Source organism: Virgibacillus senegalensis, assembly GCF_000821245.2.
Classification (GTDB): domain Bacteria; phylum Bacillota; class Bacilli; order Bacillales; family Amphibacillaceae; genus Sediminibacillus; species Sediminibacillus senegalensis.
On sequence record NZ_LN611424.1, the window covers coordinates 1,066,332 to 1,083,726 of the forward strand.

General features: G+C 44.3%; 12 protein-coding genes. 11 read left to right on the forward strand and 1 reads right to left on the reverse strand.

The features are described 5' to 3' along the window. Nucleotides 1-61: 61 nt before the first annotated feature. From secA to BN1067_RS09335, 10 genes are all read left to right on the forward strand, one after another. The gene (gene secA / locus BN1067_RS09290) at nt 62-2,572 is read left to right on the forward strand and encodes a preprotein translocase subunit SecA (RefSeq protein WP_053218586.1); all 2,511 of its coding nucleotides are present in this window, start codon (nt 62-64) and stop codon (nt 2,570-2,572) included. 104 nt (nt 2,573-2,676) lie between these two features. Beyond that, nucleotides 2,677-3,775, forward strand: a protein-coding gene (gene prfB, locus BN1067_RS09295; RefSeq protein ID WP_234400661.1) for a peptide chain release factor 2 whose coding sequence is annotated in 2 segments (ribosomal slippage) — nt 2,677-2,739 and nt 2,741-3,775 — 1,098 coding nt in all. Because the reading frame shifts where the segments join, the coding sequence is not laid out codon by codon here. Nucleotides 3,776-4,038: 263 nt separating this feature from the next. Then, on the forward strand, nt 4,039-5,148 hold the full coding sequence (locus tag BN1067_RS09300) for an AI-2E family transporter (RefSeq protein ID WP_110943404.1): 1,110 nt from the start codon (nt 4,039-4,041) through the stop codon (nt 5,146-5,148). Between the two features lie 218 nt (nt 5,149-5,366). After that, a complete protein-coding gene (locus BN1067_RS09305) occupies nt 5,367-6,206 on the forward strand; it encodes a YitT family protein (protein WP_053218588.1) in 840 nt (279 codons plus the stop codon). Between the two features lie 45 nt (nt 6,207-6,251). Beyond that, nucleotides 6,252-6,626, forward strand: coding sequence for a cytochrome c551 (gene cccB, locus BN1067_RS09310; protein WP_053218589.1), 375 nt, complete (start codon nt 6,252-6,254; stop codon nt 6,624-6,626). Nucleotides 6,627-6,953: 327 nt separating this feature from the next. Next, nucleotides 6,954-7,640, forward strand: coding sequence for a cell division ATP-binding protein FtsE (ftsE, locus tag BN1067_RS09315; protein WP_053218590.1), 687 nt, complete (start codon nt 6,954-6,956; stop codon nt 7,638-7,640). Continuing rightward, nucleotides 7,630-8,523 carry a permease-like cell division protein FtsX gene (ftsX, locus tag BN1067_RS09320; RefSeq protein WP_053218591.1) on the forward strand — a complete coding sequence of 298 codons (894 nt, stop codon included), beginning with the start codon at nt 7,630-7,632 and terminating at the stop codon, nt 8,521-8,523. Before ftsE ends, ftsX begins: the two co-directional genes overlap by 11 nt. A 68-nt stretch (nt 8,524-8,591) precedes the next feature. Then, complete coding sequence (locus BN1067_RS20510; RefSeq protein WP_053218592.1) at nt 8,592-10,013, forward strand: murein hydrolase activator EnvC family protein; 1,422 nt, start codon at nt 8,592-8,594, stop codon at nt 10,011-10,013. A gap of 190 nt (nt 10,014-10,203) precedes the next feature. Beyond that, nucleotides 10,204-11,688: a S41 family peptidase gene (locus BN1067_RS09330; RefSeq protein WP_053218593.1), complete on the forward strand. Its 1,485-nt coding sequence runs from the start codon at nt 10,204-10,206 to the stop codon at nt 11,686-11,688. Between the two features lie 245 nt (nt 11,689-11,933). Then, nucleotides 11,934-13,133 carry a PDZ domain-containing protein gene (locus tag BN1067_RS09335; protein ID WP_053218594.1) on the forward strand — a complete coding sequence of 400 codons (1,200 nt, stop codon included), beginning with the start codon at nt 11,934-11,936 and terminating at the stop codon, nt 13,131-13,133. Between the two features lie 248 nt (nt 13,134-13,381). On the opposite strand, the gene BN1067_RS09340 is transcribed toward BN1067_RS09335, so the two are convergent. Then, nucleotides 13,382-16,573: a DEAD/DEAH box helicase gene (locus BN1067_RS09340; protein WP_053218595.1), complete on the reverse strand. Its 3,192-nt coding sequence runs from the start codon at nt 16,571-16,573 to the stop codon at nt 13,382-13,384. 171 nt (nt 16,574-16,744) lie between these two features. Here BN1067_RS09340 and BN1067_RS09345 point away from each other — a divergent pair, with 171 nt between their 5' ends. After that, nucleotides 16,745-17,305, forward strand: coding sequence for a DEAD/DEAH box helicase family protein (locus BN1067_RS09345; RefSeq protein ID WP_053218596.1), 561 nt, complete (start codon nt 16,745-16,747; stop codon nt 17,303-17,305). Nucleotides 17,306-17,395 lie beyond the last annotated feature (90 nt).

Genomic DNA, 17,395 nt, shown 5'->3' on the forward strand with positions numbered 1-17,395 from the left:
CAAATATAGGAGAAAGAAAGCCTTTTTATCGAGCTTTCTTAAATAAAGAGGAGCGTTTTACATGCGTGGATTACTAAAGAAAGTTTTCGGGGATGGTAACCAACGTCAAGTTAGTCGTCTGCAAAAAACGGCAGATGAAATAGAAGCGCTGGAACCTGAATACGAGCGATTGACAGATGAAGAATTACGAAATAAAACAGAAGCATTTAAAGAGCGTTATCAAAACGGTGAAAGCTTGGACAGTATGTTGCCGGAAGCCTATGCGGTTGTCAGAGAAGGGGCGAAGCGTGTTCTGAACATGCGGCCATTCCCTGTCCAGTTATTAGGAGCGATAGCCCTGCATGAAGGAAACATTGCAGAGATGAAGACAGGGGAAGGTAAAACGCTTGCTTCCACCATGCCTGCTTACCTGAATGCGTTGACTGGTAAGGGTGTACACATCGTTACGGTCAACGATTATTTGGCAGAACGTGACGCCAACCAGATGGGTGAGCTGTTTCAATTTTTAGGGCTTACGGTTGGAATCAACAGCAACGGCCTTAGTAAGGAAGAAAAACGTGCTGCCTATGCAGCAGATATCACGTATGGTACCAACAATGAATATGGATTCGATTACTTGCGCGACAATATGGTGCTGTACAAAGAACAAATGGTGCAGCGTCCGCTTCACTTTGCCATCATTGATGAGGTTGACTCGATTTTAATTGATGAGGCGAGAACACCTTTGATTATTTCCGGTTCAGCACAAAAATCGGCAAGTCTTTATCAGCAGGCGAATGCTTATGTACGCACACTTCGCAATGAAGAAGATTACACCTATGATGAAAAAACAAAAGGGGTTCAGCTGACCGAGGAAGGGATCAACAAAGCGGAACGCTTTTTCGGCATTGAAAACTTGTTTGATTTGGAAAATGTCACGTTGACGCACCATATCAACCAGGCGTTGAAGGCGCATGTCTCAATGCACCGTGATACCGATTATGTAGTGGAAGAAGGAGAAGTCGTCATCGTTGACCAGTTCACAGGCCGTTTGATGAAAGGGCGCCGTTATAGTGACGGACTCCATCAGGCGATTGAAGCAAAAGAAGGTTTGCAAATTCAAAATGAAAGCATGACCTTGGCATCGATCACCTTCCAGAACTTTTTCCGTATGTATGAAAAGCTTGCAGGGATGACGGGTACAGCGAAAACAGAGGAAGAAGAATTCCGTAATATATATAACATGGATGTTGTAGTGATTCCGACCAACAAGCCGATTGTCCGGGATGATAAAGCGGATCTCATCTATCAGTCGATGGAAGGGAAATTCCGTGCGGTGGTAGAGGAAATCAAAGAACGCCATGAGGCCGGACAACCAGTGCTGGTCGGTACTGTTGCCGTGGAAACGTCTGAGTTGATTTCCAAGCTGCTGAAAAAAGCAGGTGTTCCGCATAATGTGTTGAACGCGAAAAACCACTATCGGGAAGCAGAAATCATCGAGGATGCCGGACAAAAAGGTGCGGTAACGATTGCGACCAACATGGCTGGACGCGGTACCGATATTAAACTCGGAGATGGCGTCAAAGAATTGGGCGGCCTTGCCGTTATCGGCACGGAACGTCATGAATCCCGCCGGATCGATAACCAGCTGCGTGGTCGTTCCGGTCGTCAAGGTGACCCGGGTGTGACTCAGTTTTATCTTTCGATGGAAGATGAACTGATGCGCCGGTTCGGTTCAGACAATATGAAAGCAATGATGGAGCGTTTCGGCATGGATGACACGCAGCCGATTGAAAGTAAAATGGTTTCCAGGGCGGTCGAGTCAGCTCAAAAACGAGTGGAAGGTAATAACTTCGATGCCCGTAAAACGATTCTTTCCTATGACGATGTACTGCGCCAGCAAAGGGAAATCATTTACAAGCAGCGCTTTGAGGTCATTGATTCCGATAACCTGCGTGAGATCATCGAGCAAATGATGCAATCGACGATCGAGCGGACGATCCAATCCTACACTTCCGATGAAGTAGAAGAAAATTGGGATTTAGGTGCTCTTGTGGAGTATCTGCATGCTAACCTGTTGGAACAGGAAGATATTTCAGTCGATGATCTAGCCGGAAAAGATCCGGAAGAAATGAACGAACTGATTTTTGAAAAGGTTAAACAGCGCTATGACAAGAAAGAAGAAGAACTGACAGCTGAGCAAATGCGTGAATTTGAAAAAGTTATCCTGCTTCGCTCTGTTGATACCAAATGGATGGACCACATCGACCAAATGGATCAATTGCGTCAAGGTATCCACCTGCGGGCATATGGTCAAAACGATCCGCTTCGCGAGTATCAAATGGAAGGCTATGCGATGTTTGAACAAATGATCGCTGCCATTGAAGAAGAGGTTTCCAAGTATGTCATGAAGGCACAAATCAGGGAAAACCTCCAGCGGGAAGAAGTCGTCAAAAATACGCAGGCAGTGTCAGGCGGTCAAGAAGAGAAGAAGAAAACGAAAAAGCCGTATGTGAAAACAGAAACAGTCGGCAGGAATGAACCATGTCCTTGCGGCAGCGGCAAAAAATATAAAAACTGTCACGGGCGGTAGAGCTCAAACAGTTAGACAAGGAAAGCACTTCTTTATACGGAAGTGTTTTCCACTGTCAGGAACGGGAAAACGTTTGATAAACAATCATTTGAGGTGACGACACAATGGAATTAGTGGAAATCAGGCAAGAGTTGGATAAAATGGCTAAGCGATTAGCGGACTTCAGGGGGTCTCTTTGACTTAGAACAAAAGAGAGCCCGTATTGCTGAACTGGAAGAAGAAATGACTGCTCCGAACTTTTGGGATGACCAGCAAGAGGCACAAAAGGTCATCAATGAGGTCAACGGGCTGAAAGAATTGGTGCAAACCTTTGATAAGCATGAAGAAACTCATGAAAACTTGGAAGTTTCTTATGAACTTGTAAAAGAGGAAAACGATGAGGATTTGCGTGAAGAGCTGGAGTCGGAAGTATTGGAATTGACCGAAGCACTCAACAATTATGAATTGTTTATTTTGTTATCTGAGCCGTACGACAAGAACAATGCGATTCTTGAGCTTCATCCTGGCGCCGGCGGAACGGAGTCACAGGACTGGGCAAGCATGCTCCTGCGGATGTATACCCGTTGGGCAGAAAGCAAGAATTTCAAGGTGGAAACCATGGATTACTTGCCTGGTGAGGAAGCGGGGGTCAAAAGTGTCACCCTGTTGATTAAAGGTCACAACGCATATGGGTACTTGAAAGCAGAAAAAGGGGTGCACCGGCTGGTTCGGATTTCCCCGTTTGATTCTTCTGGCAGAAGACATACTTCGTTTGTTTCCTGTGAAGTGATGCCGGAACTTGACGATAATATTGATGTTGATGTGCAAACAGAAGATTTGAAAATCGATACGTACCGTTCCAGTGGAGCTGGCGGTCAGCACGTCAACACGACGGATTCCGCTGTACGGATTACCCATTTACCGACCAATACGGTCGTTACGTGTCAATCGGAGCGTTCCCAAATCAAAAACCGGGAGCAAGCGATGAAAATGCTCAAGGCAAAGCTGTATCAATTGGAAATTGAGAAGCAGAAGCAGGAGCTGAATGAAATCCGTGGAGAGCAGAAGGAAATAGGCTGGGGAAGTCAGATCCGTTCGTATGTTTTCCACCCGTATTCAATGGTCAAAGACCACCGTACCAATCACGAAATCGGCAACACGCAGGCTGTGATGGACGGAGACATTGATCCATTTATTGATTCTTATTTACGTTCCCAAATGTAAACAAGTAAAAGTCTGGAGTAGTGCCAAGGAGGCATTCTCCAGACTTTTTGTTTGGAGGAATCTGCAAAATACGGCTCTTTAGTGAATGCTGGGGTGTCCTATCCCCGGTCATGATATAGGTTCGTAAAGTGACAAAAATCATACCAACACCTTTGACCGCGAATCTAAGTTATTCATCGCCTGTTACGGACTCTTCCTACGTTTACCTTGCTGGCTGTTAGGCTATTACTTTATATATGGATACAGGAAGAGGATGTGACGGTATGAAGGAATTGACGAAACGTAAGTGGTTTGTCCCTGGTGTAGGGATCGTTATGTTATTATTGATCATTTATTTACTTGATTTAGTGAGCTTTGTTTTCACCCCGCTTGTCATTATATTTACGACGCTGGCTGCACCGATTATCGTAGCGGGTGTCTTATACTATTTGATGAGGCCGTTTGTCCACTTTGGGAGCAAATACATTCCCGATAGGGTGGCCATTTTACTCGTTTATTTATTGGCTGCCGGAGTGCTGACAGGTTTCATTTTCCTGATCGGCCCTCCATTGCAACAGCAGTTTACCAAACTCGCGGAAAATTTACCGCAATTTATCGAGGGTGTTCAGGGCTGGATAAAAGACGTGCAAAGCAACGGCTGGGTTCAGCGTTTTCAGGAAAGTGGCAATGTTTCTACTGGCGAGCTGGCCAGTAAAGTCGGAGATTACCTTAGCAGTTCAATGGAATCGATCGGTTCCAATATTTTGACGGTGATCACTACGATTACGAATATCGTGGTATTGCTTGTCACCGTTCCTTTCATTTTGTTTTATATGCTTAGGGAAGGTGACAAGCTTCCGAAGCGACTTTTGCGTTTTACGCCAGATAAATATGAGAGCGAAGGCAGAAAAGTACTAAAAGACTTGGATCATGCCTTGAGCTCCTATATTCAAGGACAGCTTATTGTCAGTCTTTGTGTCGGTACGCTCCTGACCATCGGCTATTTCATCCTCGGATTGCAGTACCCCCTCGTACTTGGTTTGGTAGCCACCGTTACTAATGTTGTACCGTTTATTGGTCCGTTTATCGGAACAGCACCAGCGGTCATTGTTGGATTGACGGAATCACCGGTTAAAGGCTTGCTTGTCCTGTTGGTGATCGTTATCGTGCAGCAAATCGACAGCAACTTCTTCTCCCCTCAGGTTATGGGGAAAAAACTCGACATCCACCCATTGACCGTTATCTTGATCTTGCTTGTTGCCGCGAACTTTGGCGGTCTTATTGGATTGATTTTAGGCGTGCCAGCGTATGCAGTCGGCAAGACCATTGTCGTAAACATGTATCGATTTATTCTTATCCACCGAAGAGCTAGGTCAGAAAAGCAACAAATATAAACCGGGGACAGTCCCCCGCCGATGTAGAGTGGTAAAGCGGTGTCGCGCTAATACACTACCGTGGTGGGGGACTGTCCCCGAAGCCTTGCTGTCCCCGAAGCCTTGTTACCGAATGGCGGTAAATGATATACTCCATAAGGTTGGGTGGGGAGGGTTGTCCTTCTCTGCTACTTGATGAACGGGGTGTTATGATGATTGCAAAGTACAGGCGGAATCCAATGCCTATATGGCTTGTTCATGTAATGGAATATTCATTGGTAATTATCGGAGCGTTTTTTGTGGCGCTCGCTTTTAATGTTTTTCTTTTGCCGCATGATATCGCATCAGGCGGTGTAGCCGGTATCAGTACGATAACCAACGCATTGTTTGGCTGGGAACCTTCTGTGGTACAGTGGGCGCTAAATATCCCTTTGTTTATTTCCGGGGTAATAATTCTTGGGAAAAACTTCGGTCTGAAATCCTTGGTCGGCACCGTGGTTTTGCCATTTTTCGTGTTTTTAACACGTGAATTACCGCCAGCTACCCCTGATCCTTTGCTTGGGGCGATTTTCGGAGGGATGGGTGTCGGGCTTGGTCTTGGCATTGTCTTCCGCGGGAAGGCGTCAACTGGAGGAATCGATCTTGCTGCCCAGATCCTTCACAAATTCACGCATTTACCGCTCGGCGTTTGTGTGCCGATATTTGATGGGATGATTGTGCTGACAGCAACGTTTGTTTTCTCGGTAGAAGAAGGGTTGTATGCCTTGATCGGCCTGTTCGTGACCAGCAGGACGATTGACTTTGTACAGGTAGGGCTGAACACGTCGAAAAATGTTTTGATCATTACCGACTATACAGAAGATATAAGGAGAGCGCTTTTGGAGGATGTCGACAGAGGTGTTACTGTTCTCAACGGGACCGGGGGATACACCGAGCAAGAACGACGCATCGTCATGTGCGTGGTAGCACAGAACGAATTCACCAAATTGACACAACTTGTGAAAAGAATTGACCCGAATGCCTTTGTGGTAGCTATGAATGCCACGGAAGTACTTGGCGAGGGTTTTAAAACCCATTGATTTGCTTATAATAGAGAGGACCAAGTAATAAATGGGGGATAGACATTGAAAAAAATTTCATTCCTGTTCCTGCTTGCTGCAGCCTTTATCCTAAATGGATGCGGCTCTGGTGACCAGGCAGAAGATGATGGACAAACACCATCTGAAGACCAGCAAACCGAAGAAAATGATGGTTCGAATGCCACAGAAGGGACTGTTGATACCGCTGCAGCTGAAGAAGCATATAAGAAAAGCTGTCAATCGTGTCACGGAGCAGATTTAAGTGGCAATGTGGGACCAGATCTCACGGAAGTCGGAAGCAAGTATTCCCAGGAAGAAATCTTGGAAATCATTGAAAAAGGCAAAGGCGGAATGCCACCAGGACAAGCGACAGGAGAAGATGCAGAATTAATCGCCACCTGGCTAGCAGAGAAAAAATAGAAACAGAAAAAGATGTCCTGAAAAGGGCATCTTTTTTATTCAAAAAAACAGGAAAGCTGCCGATAAAAGGAAGGTAGTTGAATTTTTCTAGCAAAATCACTGTCTATCCTACCAATTACGTCATTATTCCGGTTGGTTTACTAGGTAAATAGGTTAAATTGTTGGGATAACGCTAAATTTGAAATATAAATGTAATAATTTTAGGGCTAAAAAATTTTAAAAGAGATGTTATAATGTTAAAAGACTTGCTGATTCGACAAAATATCAGCGTCGGCTAGCTAGAAAATTCAACAAGATAGAACATATTGAGATAAAGGTGATAAATTTATGATAGATATGCAGGGAGTTTACAAGACTTACCCGAATGGTGTCACTGCCTTGAATGGTATTGACGTCCGTATCGAGCAGGGTGAGTTTGTATATGTTGTTGGTCCAAGTGGCGCGGGGAAGTCTACGTTCATCAAGATGATTTTTAGAGAAGAGAAACCAACAAGAGGTACAGTTATCGTCAATGATTACAAGCTTCATGATTTGAAGTGGAAAAAAGTTCCTTACTTAAGAAGGGATATAGGCGTTGTTTACCAGGATTTCAAATTACTCCCCAAAATGACAGTCTTCGAAAATGTAGCATTCGCACTGGAAGTAATTGAAGAGAGCCCGAAAGTAATACGTAAGCGAGTTATGGATGTATTGGATCAAGTCGGTTTGAAAAACAAAGCTCGCTTTATCCCGGATGAATTATCTGGGGGAGAACAACAACGGGTAGCCATTGCCAGGGCGATTGTCAATCATCCTCATTTGGTTATCGCTGATGAACCGACCGGAAACCTGGATCCGGAAACTTCGTGGGATATCATGAAAATCCTAGAAGAAATCAATGCAACAGGAACAACCATTCTAATGGCCACTCACAGCAAAGAGATTGTGAATACTATCAAGAAACGCGTCATTGCTATCGAAGACGGTATTGTAGTGCGTGATGAACACCGAGGTGAATATGGCTATGAAATTTAATACATTCAAAAGGCACCTTCGCGAAGGCGCTAAAAACATCCGCCGGAATGGCTGGATGACGATTGCTTCTGTAGGAGCTGTAACAACTACCTTGATTTTGGTCGGTGCTTTTCTTGCCTTGATGCTTAACCTGAACCAAGTAGCCGGAAACATCGAGGAAGACGTGGAAATAAAAGCGCTGGTAGAAGTTACTGCTGATGAAGCGCAAGTAGACGAAATCCGCCAACAAATCGAAAACATCCCTGATGTTGCTAGTATAGATTATTCCTCAAAAGAAGAGGAATTAAACGGTTTAATAGAAAGTATGGGCGAGCAAGGTGAAACGTGGGAGATGTTCGAACAGGACAACCCGCTGAATGACGCTTTTGTCGTCAAAACAGCAGATCCGCTAGATACGTTTAATGTAGCTTCAGAATTAGAAAAAATCGATAATATTCAGGAAGTAAACTATGGAGAAGACGTAGTCCAAAATTTATTCCGTTTCAATAAGTACGCAAGAAACATCGGATTGGCCTTGATTATCGGCTTGGTTTTCACGGCAATCTTCCTTATTTCCAATACCATTAAAATTACCATCATGGCTCGCAGCAAGGAAATTGGCATTATGAAGCTTGTAGGAGCAACGAATGCATTTATTCGCTGGCCGTTTTTCATAGAAGGTCTGCTTCTCGGGGTACTTGGAAGTATTATTCCGATAGCAGTGATTATCTCAGGTTATTATTACCTAGACACGAATGTAAGCCAATTGATCACATTTGATTTTGTCTCATTGATGCCTTTCAATCCGTTTGCTTGGCAGCTTTCCCTCATCATTCTGGGAATCGGCGCAGTAATCGGAGTTTGGGGCAGTGTCATGAGCGTTCGGAAGTTCTTAAAGGTGTAGGCAGAAAAGTTAGTCAACAAAAAAGAAAAAACCAATCGCTATATGGGTATTAACAGGGGGAAAAGAAGATGAATAAGAAAAAACCGGCATATTTATTCATGATCACTGCATTAACGTTAGGAACTGTTTTACCGGGTGTCAGCCATGTCAAAGCAAATGAAATGGACAACGTAAAAGAAGAAATCAATTCTTTGAAAGAAAAACAGAATGATGTCAGTGAAGAGAAAAATCAAGTGAATGGTAAAAAGTCCAACACAGAAGAGAAAATTGAACAGAATAAAGAAAACCAGAACAAGGTAACAAACGAAATCGAGACAATCGATCAGGAACTCGCTGATGCACAAGAAAGAATCGCAGACAAAGAAGCGGAAATCAGCACAACCAATCAGGAAATCGAGCAAACTACTGCTGAAATCGAAAAGACCAAACAAGAAATTGAACAGCTGAAAGCGGATATCGAAGACCTGAAAGAGCGGATTGCCAAGCGAGAAGATTTGTTGAAAAACCGTTTGCGTAACATTCAGAAAAACGGTGGGGATATCAGTTACCTGGAAGTCCTGATGGGAGCGCAAAACTTCGGGGATTTCATCAACCGGGCAACTGCCGTGAACAAAATCATGGATCAAGACAAAGATATAATGGAAACCCATAGGGCAGAAAAAGCTGAACTGGAAACGAAACAAAAAGAAGTGGAAACAAAGAAAGAACAGCTGGAAACTAAGCAAGCAGAGCTTGAAAACAAGAAGAACAGTTTGCAACAACAAAAGCAGGAACTTGAATCGTTGAAAGCTGATCTGAACAAGAAGATGGAACAAAAGGAATCGTACATGGCTGAGCTGGAAAACGAAGAGCATGAACTGGAAGAATACAAAATGTCTCTAGAGGAAGAGCAGCAATTGCTTGCAAGCCAGGAAAGCGCGATTCAACAAGCAATTCAGCAGGCACAAGCTGAGCAGCAAAAACTGGAACAGCTGGCAGCAGAGAAAAAGCGTCAAGAAGAAGCCCGCAAGAAAGCGGCGGCAGCCAAATCAAGCGGAAGCAGTAGCAGCGGCGGCTCATCTTCCCAAAGCAACGTCTCTTCCCAGCAATCAAGCGGTAATGGCATGTTTTCTCGTCCAGCAAGTGGTCGAAACACTTCCGGCATAGGGCAGCGCTGGGGTACGTTCCATGCAGGGATCGATATTGCCAATAGCATCGGTACACCTGTCCATGCTTCAGCTAGTGGGGTAGTAAGTAGAGCATACCGGTCTTCCTCTTATGGAAACTGTGTATTTATCAGCCATTACATTGATGGACAAGTTTACACTACTGTATATGCTCATTTAAATAGCTATAACGTATCGACTGGTCAGACTGTGAGCCAAGGACAGCAAATCGGACAATTGGGTAATACGGGCGATTCAACTGGACCTCACTTGCACTTTGAACTGCACAAAGGACCATGGAATGCTTCGAAAAGTAATGCAGTAAACCCTTATAACTACTTCTAAGCTTTGTTGACATGTTTGGGACAAGTCCCGCATAAACTGAATTAAGAAAAGGCATCGCACAGCTTCGGTGTGATGCCTTTTTCTACATCTTCCTTTTTTTCTATTGTCTCTCAACCAGGGATTATTTCATGTTAAAGTAGTAAGGAGAGGCTTTTGGCGGAACAGAATTAAATCCATTGGAGTGAAAACCATGAATCTCAAGAAACGCTACATAGCGGTGATAATGGCAGCGGCTTTACTGCTCGGCGCTGTCGGGGCCTATTTCGGTGTCCAGCTCGCCCAGTCACAGGATTCCACTGCCGGGCAGGGAAACAGTAGTGAAAAGTTTACTGATTTAAGTGCAGATGAGCAGCAACAGTTTATGGAAAGTGCACAAGGGAGCGAACAACTTGATAAGGTGAACAAGGCGTTTAACCTGATAAAAGACAGTTACTTGGAAGATGTGGAGGACAGCCAGCTAATTGAAGGCGCGATTCAAGGAATGATGGACAGCCTCGAGGATCCATATAGTGTATATATGGATCAGGAAACGGTAGAGGAATTCAATCATTCGATCGAATCATCGTTTGAAGGAATTGGTGCCGAGGTAAGCATGGTGGAAGGAAAGGTTACCATCATTGCACCCATCAAGGATTCCCCGGCTGAAGAAGCAGGTTTGAAACCGAACGATCAAATCCTCAAAGTGGACGGAGAAAGTGTAGAAGGATTGGATTTATACGACGCTGTTTCCAAAATTAGAGGGGAGCAGGGATCGAAGGTAACATTGGAAATCAACCGGCCGGGAGTTTCAGATCCTTTGAATATCGAATTGACAAGGGACGACATTCCACTAGAAACCGTGTATGCCGATACAGAAGAAGTAAACGGTAAAACAGCAGGAATCATCGAGATCACTTCTTTTTCAGAAGGAACAGCAAAACGGTTCGACGAGGAACTTGCGAAACTGGAAGAGAAAAATATAGATGGATTGGTTATCGATGTCCGAGGAAACCCTGGCGGCTTGTTTACCGCTGTAGAGGATATTCTGAAAAATTTCATTCCAAAGGATACACCATATGTCCAAATAGAAGACCGCAATGGGGAAAAGTCCCGTTATTTCTCTGAAATTGAGGGAAAGAAAGGCTATCCGGTCAGTGTTTTGATCGATGAAGGCAGCGCTTCTGCCTCGGAAATACTGGCAGGGGCAATGAAAGAAGCGGGTGACGCAGAGCTTGTCGGTACCACTAGTTTTGGGAAAGGTACTGTTCAGCAAGCCATTCCATTGGGAGATGGCAGTACGATCAAGATGACGTTATTCAAATGGTTGACACCGGAAGGGAACTGGATTCATGAAAAAGGCATTGAACCTACAGTAGAAATCAAGCAGCCGGATTATTTTTATACGAATCCTCTGCAAGTGGAGGAACCGCTTGAGCTGAACCAAAACAACGATCAAGTGAAGAATGCCCAAATCATGCTTAGTGGACTTGGTTATGAGCCTGGCAATAAGGATGGACTATTTGACCAGAAAACGGCAACAGCAGTACAACAATTCCAAGGGGACAAGAGCCTCGACCAAACCGGCAAAATTGATGAGCAGACAGCCAACAAGCTGCAAGCTGATATTGTGGAAAAAATTAGAGAAGGCAGTAACGACAAACAAAAAGAAAAAGCACTGGAAGTATTGTTTCAGTAACTAACATTACTAACACCCGCCCGGTCCCAGCCGGCGGGTGTTTTTTAGGTGAACCGGGGTCAGTCCCCCAACGAGGTAAAGTGTTAACACGTTATCTCGTTGGGGGACTGACCCCAAAAAGATCTTATTTGCTATTACTCGTTCATAATATTGCTGTCTTATAGGCATTTTCCTATGCTATAATAAACCTACTATTATCGAGACAAGAAACGTGATAGAATTACGAGCCGGAGAGGAGGGATGGCATGGCGATGGATGCATGGTTGATAGAGTTAGCAAAAGGAGTCGGCAGGCTGTTTTTGAATCCGCTGCTGTACTGGTCGGTAATCCTTCTTTTGTTGGCTTCTACCCGGCGGATAAAACAAGAACGCACTCAGTTTGGACTTAAGGTTTTCGATGCATTTTCAGAAGCGAAGCATACGTGGTCAGTCAGTATGATTGGAGGGATTCTGCTATCGGCAGCTTTTGTCGGAGGCGGAGTAGTATTCAGCTATCCAGTTGTCATACTGTTGTCGATCATGATGATTTTGTTGTCCATTACGGGAAGATTCACTTTGTTATCGGCAGCTTACACCTTCGGGTTCAGCTACTTGATTTTACTAATTGCTCCGCCTTTGATAGAGCAATATTCCGATTTTAGCTGGACAACGGATTTGCAATCCCTGAATTTCACCGGGCTTGCCATACTGCTTTCGGCCTTTCTAGTAATAGAAGCCTTTTTGTATTTGCGAATTTCCAGCAGGGAAACCTATCCGGAATTAGTAAAAGGGAGCCGTGGGAAATGGGTGGGGCGGCACCGTCTGAAAAAACTTGCCGTCATTCCGTTTTTCACGCTGGTGCCAGCGGGCATGATCGAACCATTCGCAGATTGGTGGCCTGTATTACATATCCAGGGAGAAAGCTTCGGTCTTATTCTTTTGCCTTTGATGACAGGATTGGAGCAAGTAGTAAAAGGGACAAAGCCAGTACATGCTGCCAAAAATATTGGCAGATCTGTCCTAGTGCTTGCATTCCTCGTACTATTTTTTGCTATTGCGAGTTACTTTGTGCCGTTTTTCTCACTTGGAGCATTTGCTGTAGCTTTGATTGGCAGGGAATGGATTACGTATCGTTTTCGTGAGAAAGAAAAGCAGGAGCAGCCTTTCTTCCATCCTTCTGAAAAGGGTCTGCTGATACTCGGTATCATTCCAGGTACCCCGGCAGATAGACTCGGTATGCTTGTCGGAGAGCGGATTGAACGGGTGAACGGGCAGCAAATCGGGAATGAAAAGGAGTTTTACAGCGCTTTGCAGCGGAATAGTGCCTTTTGCAAATTAGAGGTAAGGGATGAACAGGGAGAGCTTCGTTTCTTACAGCGAGCGATGTACCAGGGGGATCCACATGAACTCGGTATCCTGTTCGCAAAAGAGGAATACCGCTTACGTCAAAAGGAAAAGACTAGCTAAACAATAGGATAAAGGTTTTTAGTAAAGGGGTGCCCTGTCTGGCACCTCTTGTTTTATTCTATTAAGTTCCCATCCCAAAGTTGTTGAAGAAAGGGTGGTGCACACCTTAAGTTCTTGTGACAAAAATAATAGAGAGAAATAAAAACTACTAAAAAAGCATCGTATAAAAACAATGCTTTTTTAGTGTTTCGTTATAAAAGGGTTGGTAAAGTGTAATTTTCTATCTCAAAAAGACCTCTTTGCCCCTGTTATACTTTCATTTGCAGCAATTCCCGTATTTCCTGTTCGGACAGCTTCGAGAGCATGGTCTCGCCCGGCTGGATGATTTGGTCGACAAGTTCGCGTTTTTTTTGCTGCAATTCATATATTTTCTCTTCAATCGTTCCTTCGGTGATCAAACGTACTACCTGAACGACGTTTTTCTGGCCAATGCGATGCGCGCGGCCGGCAGCTTGTTCTTCGACTGCGGGATTCCACCATAAGTCGTATAAAATCACCGTATCTGCCCCGGTAAGATTCAAGCCCGTTCCTCCAGCTTTCAAGGAAATCAGGAAGACTGCCTTTTCCCCGTTATTAAATCGATCCACCATTTCCATACGTTTTAAAGAAGGGGTCGAGCCGTCCAGGGTAAATACCTCGATACCTTGCTCAGTCAGTTTTTTCTCGATAATGCCCAGCATGGTTGAAAATTGGGAGAACACGAGCGCCCGTTTTCCATTTTCCTGTAATTCCTGAAGCATTTCCAGTAATTGTTCGAGTTTACCGGATTGTCCTTGATAGTTATCGAGAAACAGGGCGGGATGACAGCATATCTGCCGCAGTCTCGTCAATCCGGCCAGTATTTCCAGTTTCCCTTTATCAAAGCCTTTTTCTTCGATCGTCTCGGCGACTTGCTGCTGCATTCTTTCCAGGTAAGCCAAGTACACTTGTTTTTGCTGCTTGGTAAGATCGGAATATTGAACTGTCTCGATCTTGTCAGGAAGTTCCTCGAGGACGTCTTTTTTAAGCCGGCGCAAAATGAATGGCCGGGTGATTCGGGCAATATAGTCATGTTCCAGGTTAAGAAATGCTTTCTTATTGACAAACAGGCCGGGAGAAATCGTATGGAAAATCGCCCAAAGCTCTTCAAGGGAATTTTCGATTGGCGTTCCACTAAGGGCAAACCGTTTACTAGCGTTAATCACCCTTGTCGCTTTGGCCGTTTGGGTTAAATGGTTTTTGATTGCTTGCGCTTCGTCCAATATAAAGTGGTCAAAAACGGTTTGTTCGTATATGGCCGTATCTTTGCGCAGCAGCGGGTACGACGTCACATAGACATCCGCATCACTGTTGGCATTGACTATTTCCCGGCGTTGTTGTTTGGTGCCGGCGACTACGGCAACATGGAGCGAAGGCGCAAATTTCTCGAATTCCTTTTGCCAGTTGTACAACAACGAAGCCGGAGCGACGACGAGGCTTTTCATTTTCGATTTGTGTTCTTTTTCTGACAAGAGGTACGTGATCGTTTGGATGGTTTTACCTAGTCCCATATCGTCTGCCAATATGCCGCCAAGCTGATAATGACTCAATGTTTTAAACCATTGATAGCCAGTCAACTGATAATCACGGAGTTCCGCCTCCAATTTTTCAGGGAGGGGAAAATCCAGCTCTCCAGGGTTTTTGAGCTGGGTCAGCAGCTGTTGAAAAGCTTCACTGTATTCGGCATGGCCGTCCTCGAATGCCTCTTCGACTTGGAAACTACGGGCCATCGGGACTTGGATTTTACCGTCTTCGACATGATTTTTATGAAGATGAAGATTGTCTGCAAGCTGTCGAAAGGAATCGAACGTTTCATCCTCCAACGAGACAAGTGCCCCATCTGGAATTCGGTAATAGCGCTTTTTCTCGATCAGCGCCTGCATTAACTGCTGTACTTCATCGGTGGAAATTCCTTCGATGTCGAATTGGATATCAAGCATGCCGTTTAGTCGATTGACTTCCACAGAACTGGACATTATTGGATCAGCGGAATTTATTAGTGTTTTTATCTTAGAAGAAAGGTACACATCAGCCATCTCTTCCAGCTTCGGGAGCGTTTCTTGAAGAAAATGATAAATGGCATCTGTTTTGAATAATTGATACATGTTGTTTAAAAAGACAAATTCAGCTTTCTCCAGCATGCGGATCAGCGCCAATTCTTTAGCAGCTTCCCTTTTGATCACTTTATCCGCCAGTCGGTCTTCCTGATATGGATATACAATGTCTTCCCCATAATGAAACGCCAGCTTCAATTGAAGGGAATCTGCTACTTCATCAAGATATACTTTGGCTCGTAGCGGACTTGTCGTGATGGCTTTTTTGGTTTTTTCGGCATAATGAACGCGGCCGATTTTTTCCAGTTTGGGAACGACATTGCTGACGAATGAACTCATCTCTTTACCGGCGATCTGTTGCTGTTTATCCGTCCTGTATGGCAGCAGGGCATACAGCTGGTCCATGATTTTATGTTGTTCCTTATCGAGCAGGTAAAAGGTTGCGTCAGAAAATAGGCAGCCATAGTGTTGGAAGTACATATAATTCGCCAAATCGGAAATATCGATTTGAAAGGATTCCTCGGCCTGTTTGTCTAGTTGGAAGCGGACAGGCTGAACGTTTTGTTCCACCTCGATCGGCATTTTCTCTTCTCTCACCTGATAATAACTGTCTGCCTCGGCCAGCAGCATGAGCATTTCTCCAGCAGAAGCCGGCGGCAGTATAATCGATCGTTTATCAGCCATAGGATTGGAAAAAGAATTTTCGTATAAGGCCTCATTGTCATAGGCATCGATCAACTGGTCGATAACATGTTGATCTTGCTCACGGAATACGTGGCTGCTGGGCTGATAGGTGAAAGAAGGCGTTACTTTATAAGGAATCCCTTTTTTGATATGGGACAACAATTCCCGGATGTCTTTGATGACATACGTTCTGGATATGCCCAGTCTCACTTCTGTTTCAAGGAAAAACGTTGAATTATGAGGATTCACCCTGCTTTGCAGGATGTATTCTACCTGCAACAGTTGCTTTTGTTTCGGCGTTTTTTCGGTGAATGCATCAATCATTCTTACAGAAAAATCATAATCGGCTTTTTCAACCGCGAAATCCTCCTGCCCGGTTTCAGTCCGGATTTTGCTCCATGACTCTTGGCTGATTGCCAGCAAAACGGCGGCTATATGCTTGCAGGTATAATGCGTGGCATAGGCAGGACAGTCGCAGCTCCCTTCCAAATCATCATCATCAAAAAAGAAAATACGGACACTGTACGTTTCTGTTCCCCGGACTTGACCGCGCCAGGCATTGATCGTCGGATTGTAGGTGATTCCATGCACCCGGCCCTTTTGGAAATAGTCCAGGCCTCTTTTATAAAAACGTTCCCCGGTGATTTTTACGATGTCTTGTTTATCTAAAAAAAACGTTCGCAACTCTATCTCATCCCTTACTGAAAAAACATAGTCATCTCTCTATTATAACAGAGGCTGCAAGCAGGTAGATGACGGAACAAAGAGGTAAATCATACAAACGACAATGGAACGGCAGGAATTAGAAAGGATTTGTGTTAGCATAAGGAAATACAAATAAAAGGGGGAAGGGGAATGAAGTTTATTCTGTTGTTCGGTCCGCAAGCTGTCGGGAAAATGACTATTGGTGAGAAACTCGAGAAAATGACCGGTCTTAAGCTGTTTCATAACCATATGACCATTGAATTAATTCATCATTTCTTTGAATTTGAAACACCGTCATTTCAACGTCTTGTGAACTTATTCCGTCACGAAATTTTTGAAGAGGTTGCCACTAGTGATTTACCCGGAATGATTTTCACTTACGTGTGGGCATTCGACGAGAAGGAAGACTGGGATTTTGTCGAGAAAATTTGTGATACTTTCGAATCGAAGGGAGCAGAAGTCTTCTTCGTGGAATTGGAGGCGCCTTTGTCCATTAGACTGAAACGCAATACGACGCCACACCGTCTGGATCAAAAGCCTACTAAAAGAAACATCGAACAATCGGAAAACAATTTGCGCCACATCCACGAAAAGCACCGTTTGAATTCAGCACCTGGAGAGATTACCAGGGATGCATATATGCGAATCGATAATTCCGGTTTGACAGCAGAAGAAACGGCCTATCTTATTAAAGAGCGGTTTAATTTATAAAACTGTGGAAATTACCTGGTGAAAACCTAAATATTGTCTTTGTTCTTATTGAGAATTTCAGGTTGATAAACAGCAGGCAAATTAGCTATG

Coding starts and splice junctions, on each gene's coding strand:
- secA (WP_053218586.1), top strand. CDS start 62: ATGCGTGGATTACTAAAGAAAGTTTTCGGGGATGGTAACCAACGTCAA.
- BN1067_RS09330 (WP_053218593.1), top strand. CDS start 10,204: ATGAATCTCAAGAAACGCTACATAGCGGTGATAATGGCAGCGGCTTTA.
- BN1067_RS09300 (WP_110943404.1), top strand. CDS start 4,039: ATGAAGGAATTGACGAAACGTAAGTGGTTTGTCCCTGGTGTAGGGATC.
- BN1067_RS09305 (WP_053218588.1), top strand. CDS start 5,367: ATGCCTATATGGCTTGTTCATGTAATGGAATATTCATTGGTAATTATC.
- ftsE (WP_053218590.1), top strand. CDS start 6,954: ATGATAGATATGCAGGGAGTTTACAAGACTTACCCGAATGGTGTCACT.
- BN1067_RS09335 (WP_053218594.1), top strand. CDS start 11,934: ATGGCGATGGATGCATGGTTGATAGAGTTAGCAAAAGGAGTCGGCAGG.
- BN1067_RS20510 (WP_053218592.1), top strand. CDS start 8,592: ATGAATAAGAAAAAACCGGCATATTTATTCATGATCACTGCATTAACG.
- BN1067_RS09345 (WP_053218596.1), top strand. CDS start 16,745: ATGAAGTTTATTCTGTTGTTCGGTCCGCAAGCTGTCGGGAAAATGACT.
- ftsX (WP_053218591.1), top strand. CDS start 7,630: ATGAAATTTAATACATTCAAAAGGCACCTTCGCGAAGGCGCTAAAAAC.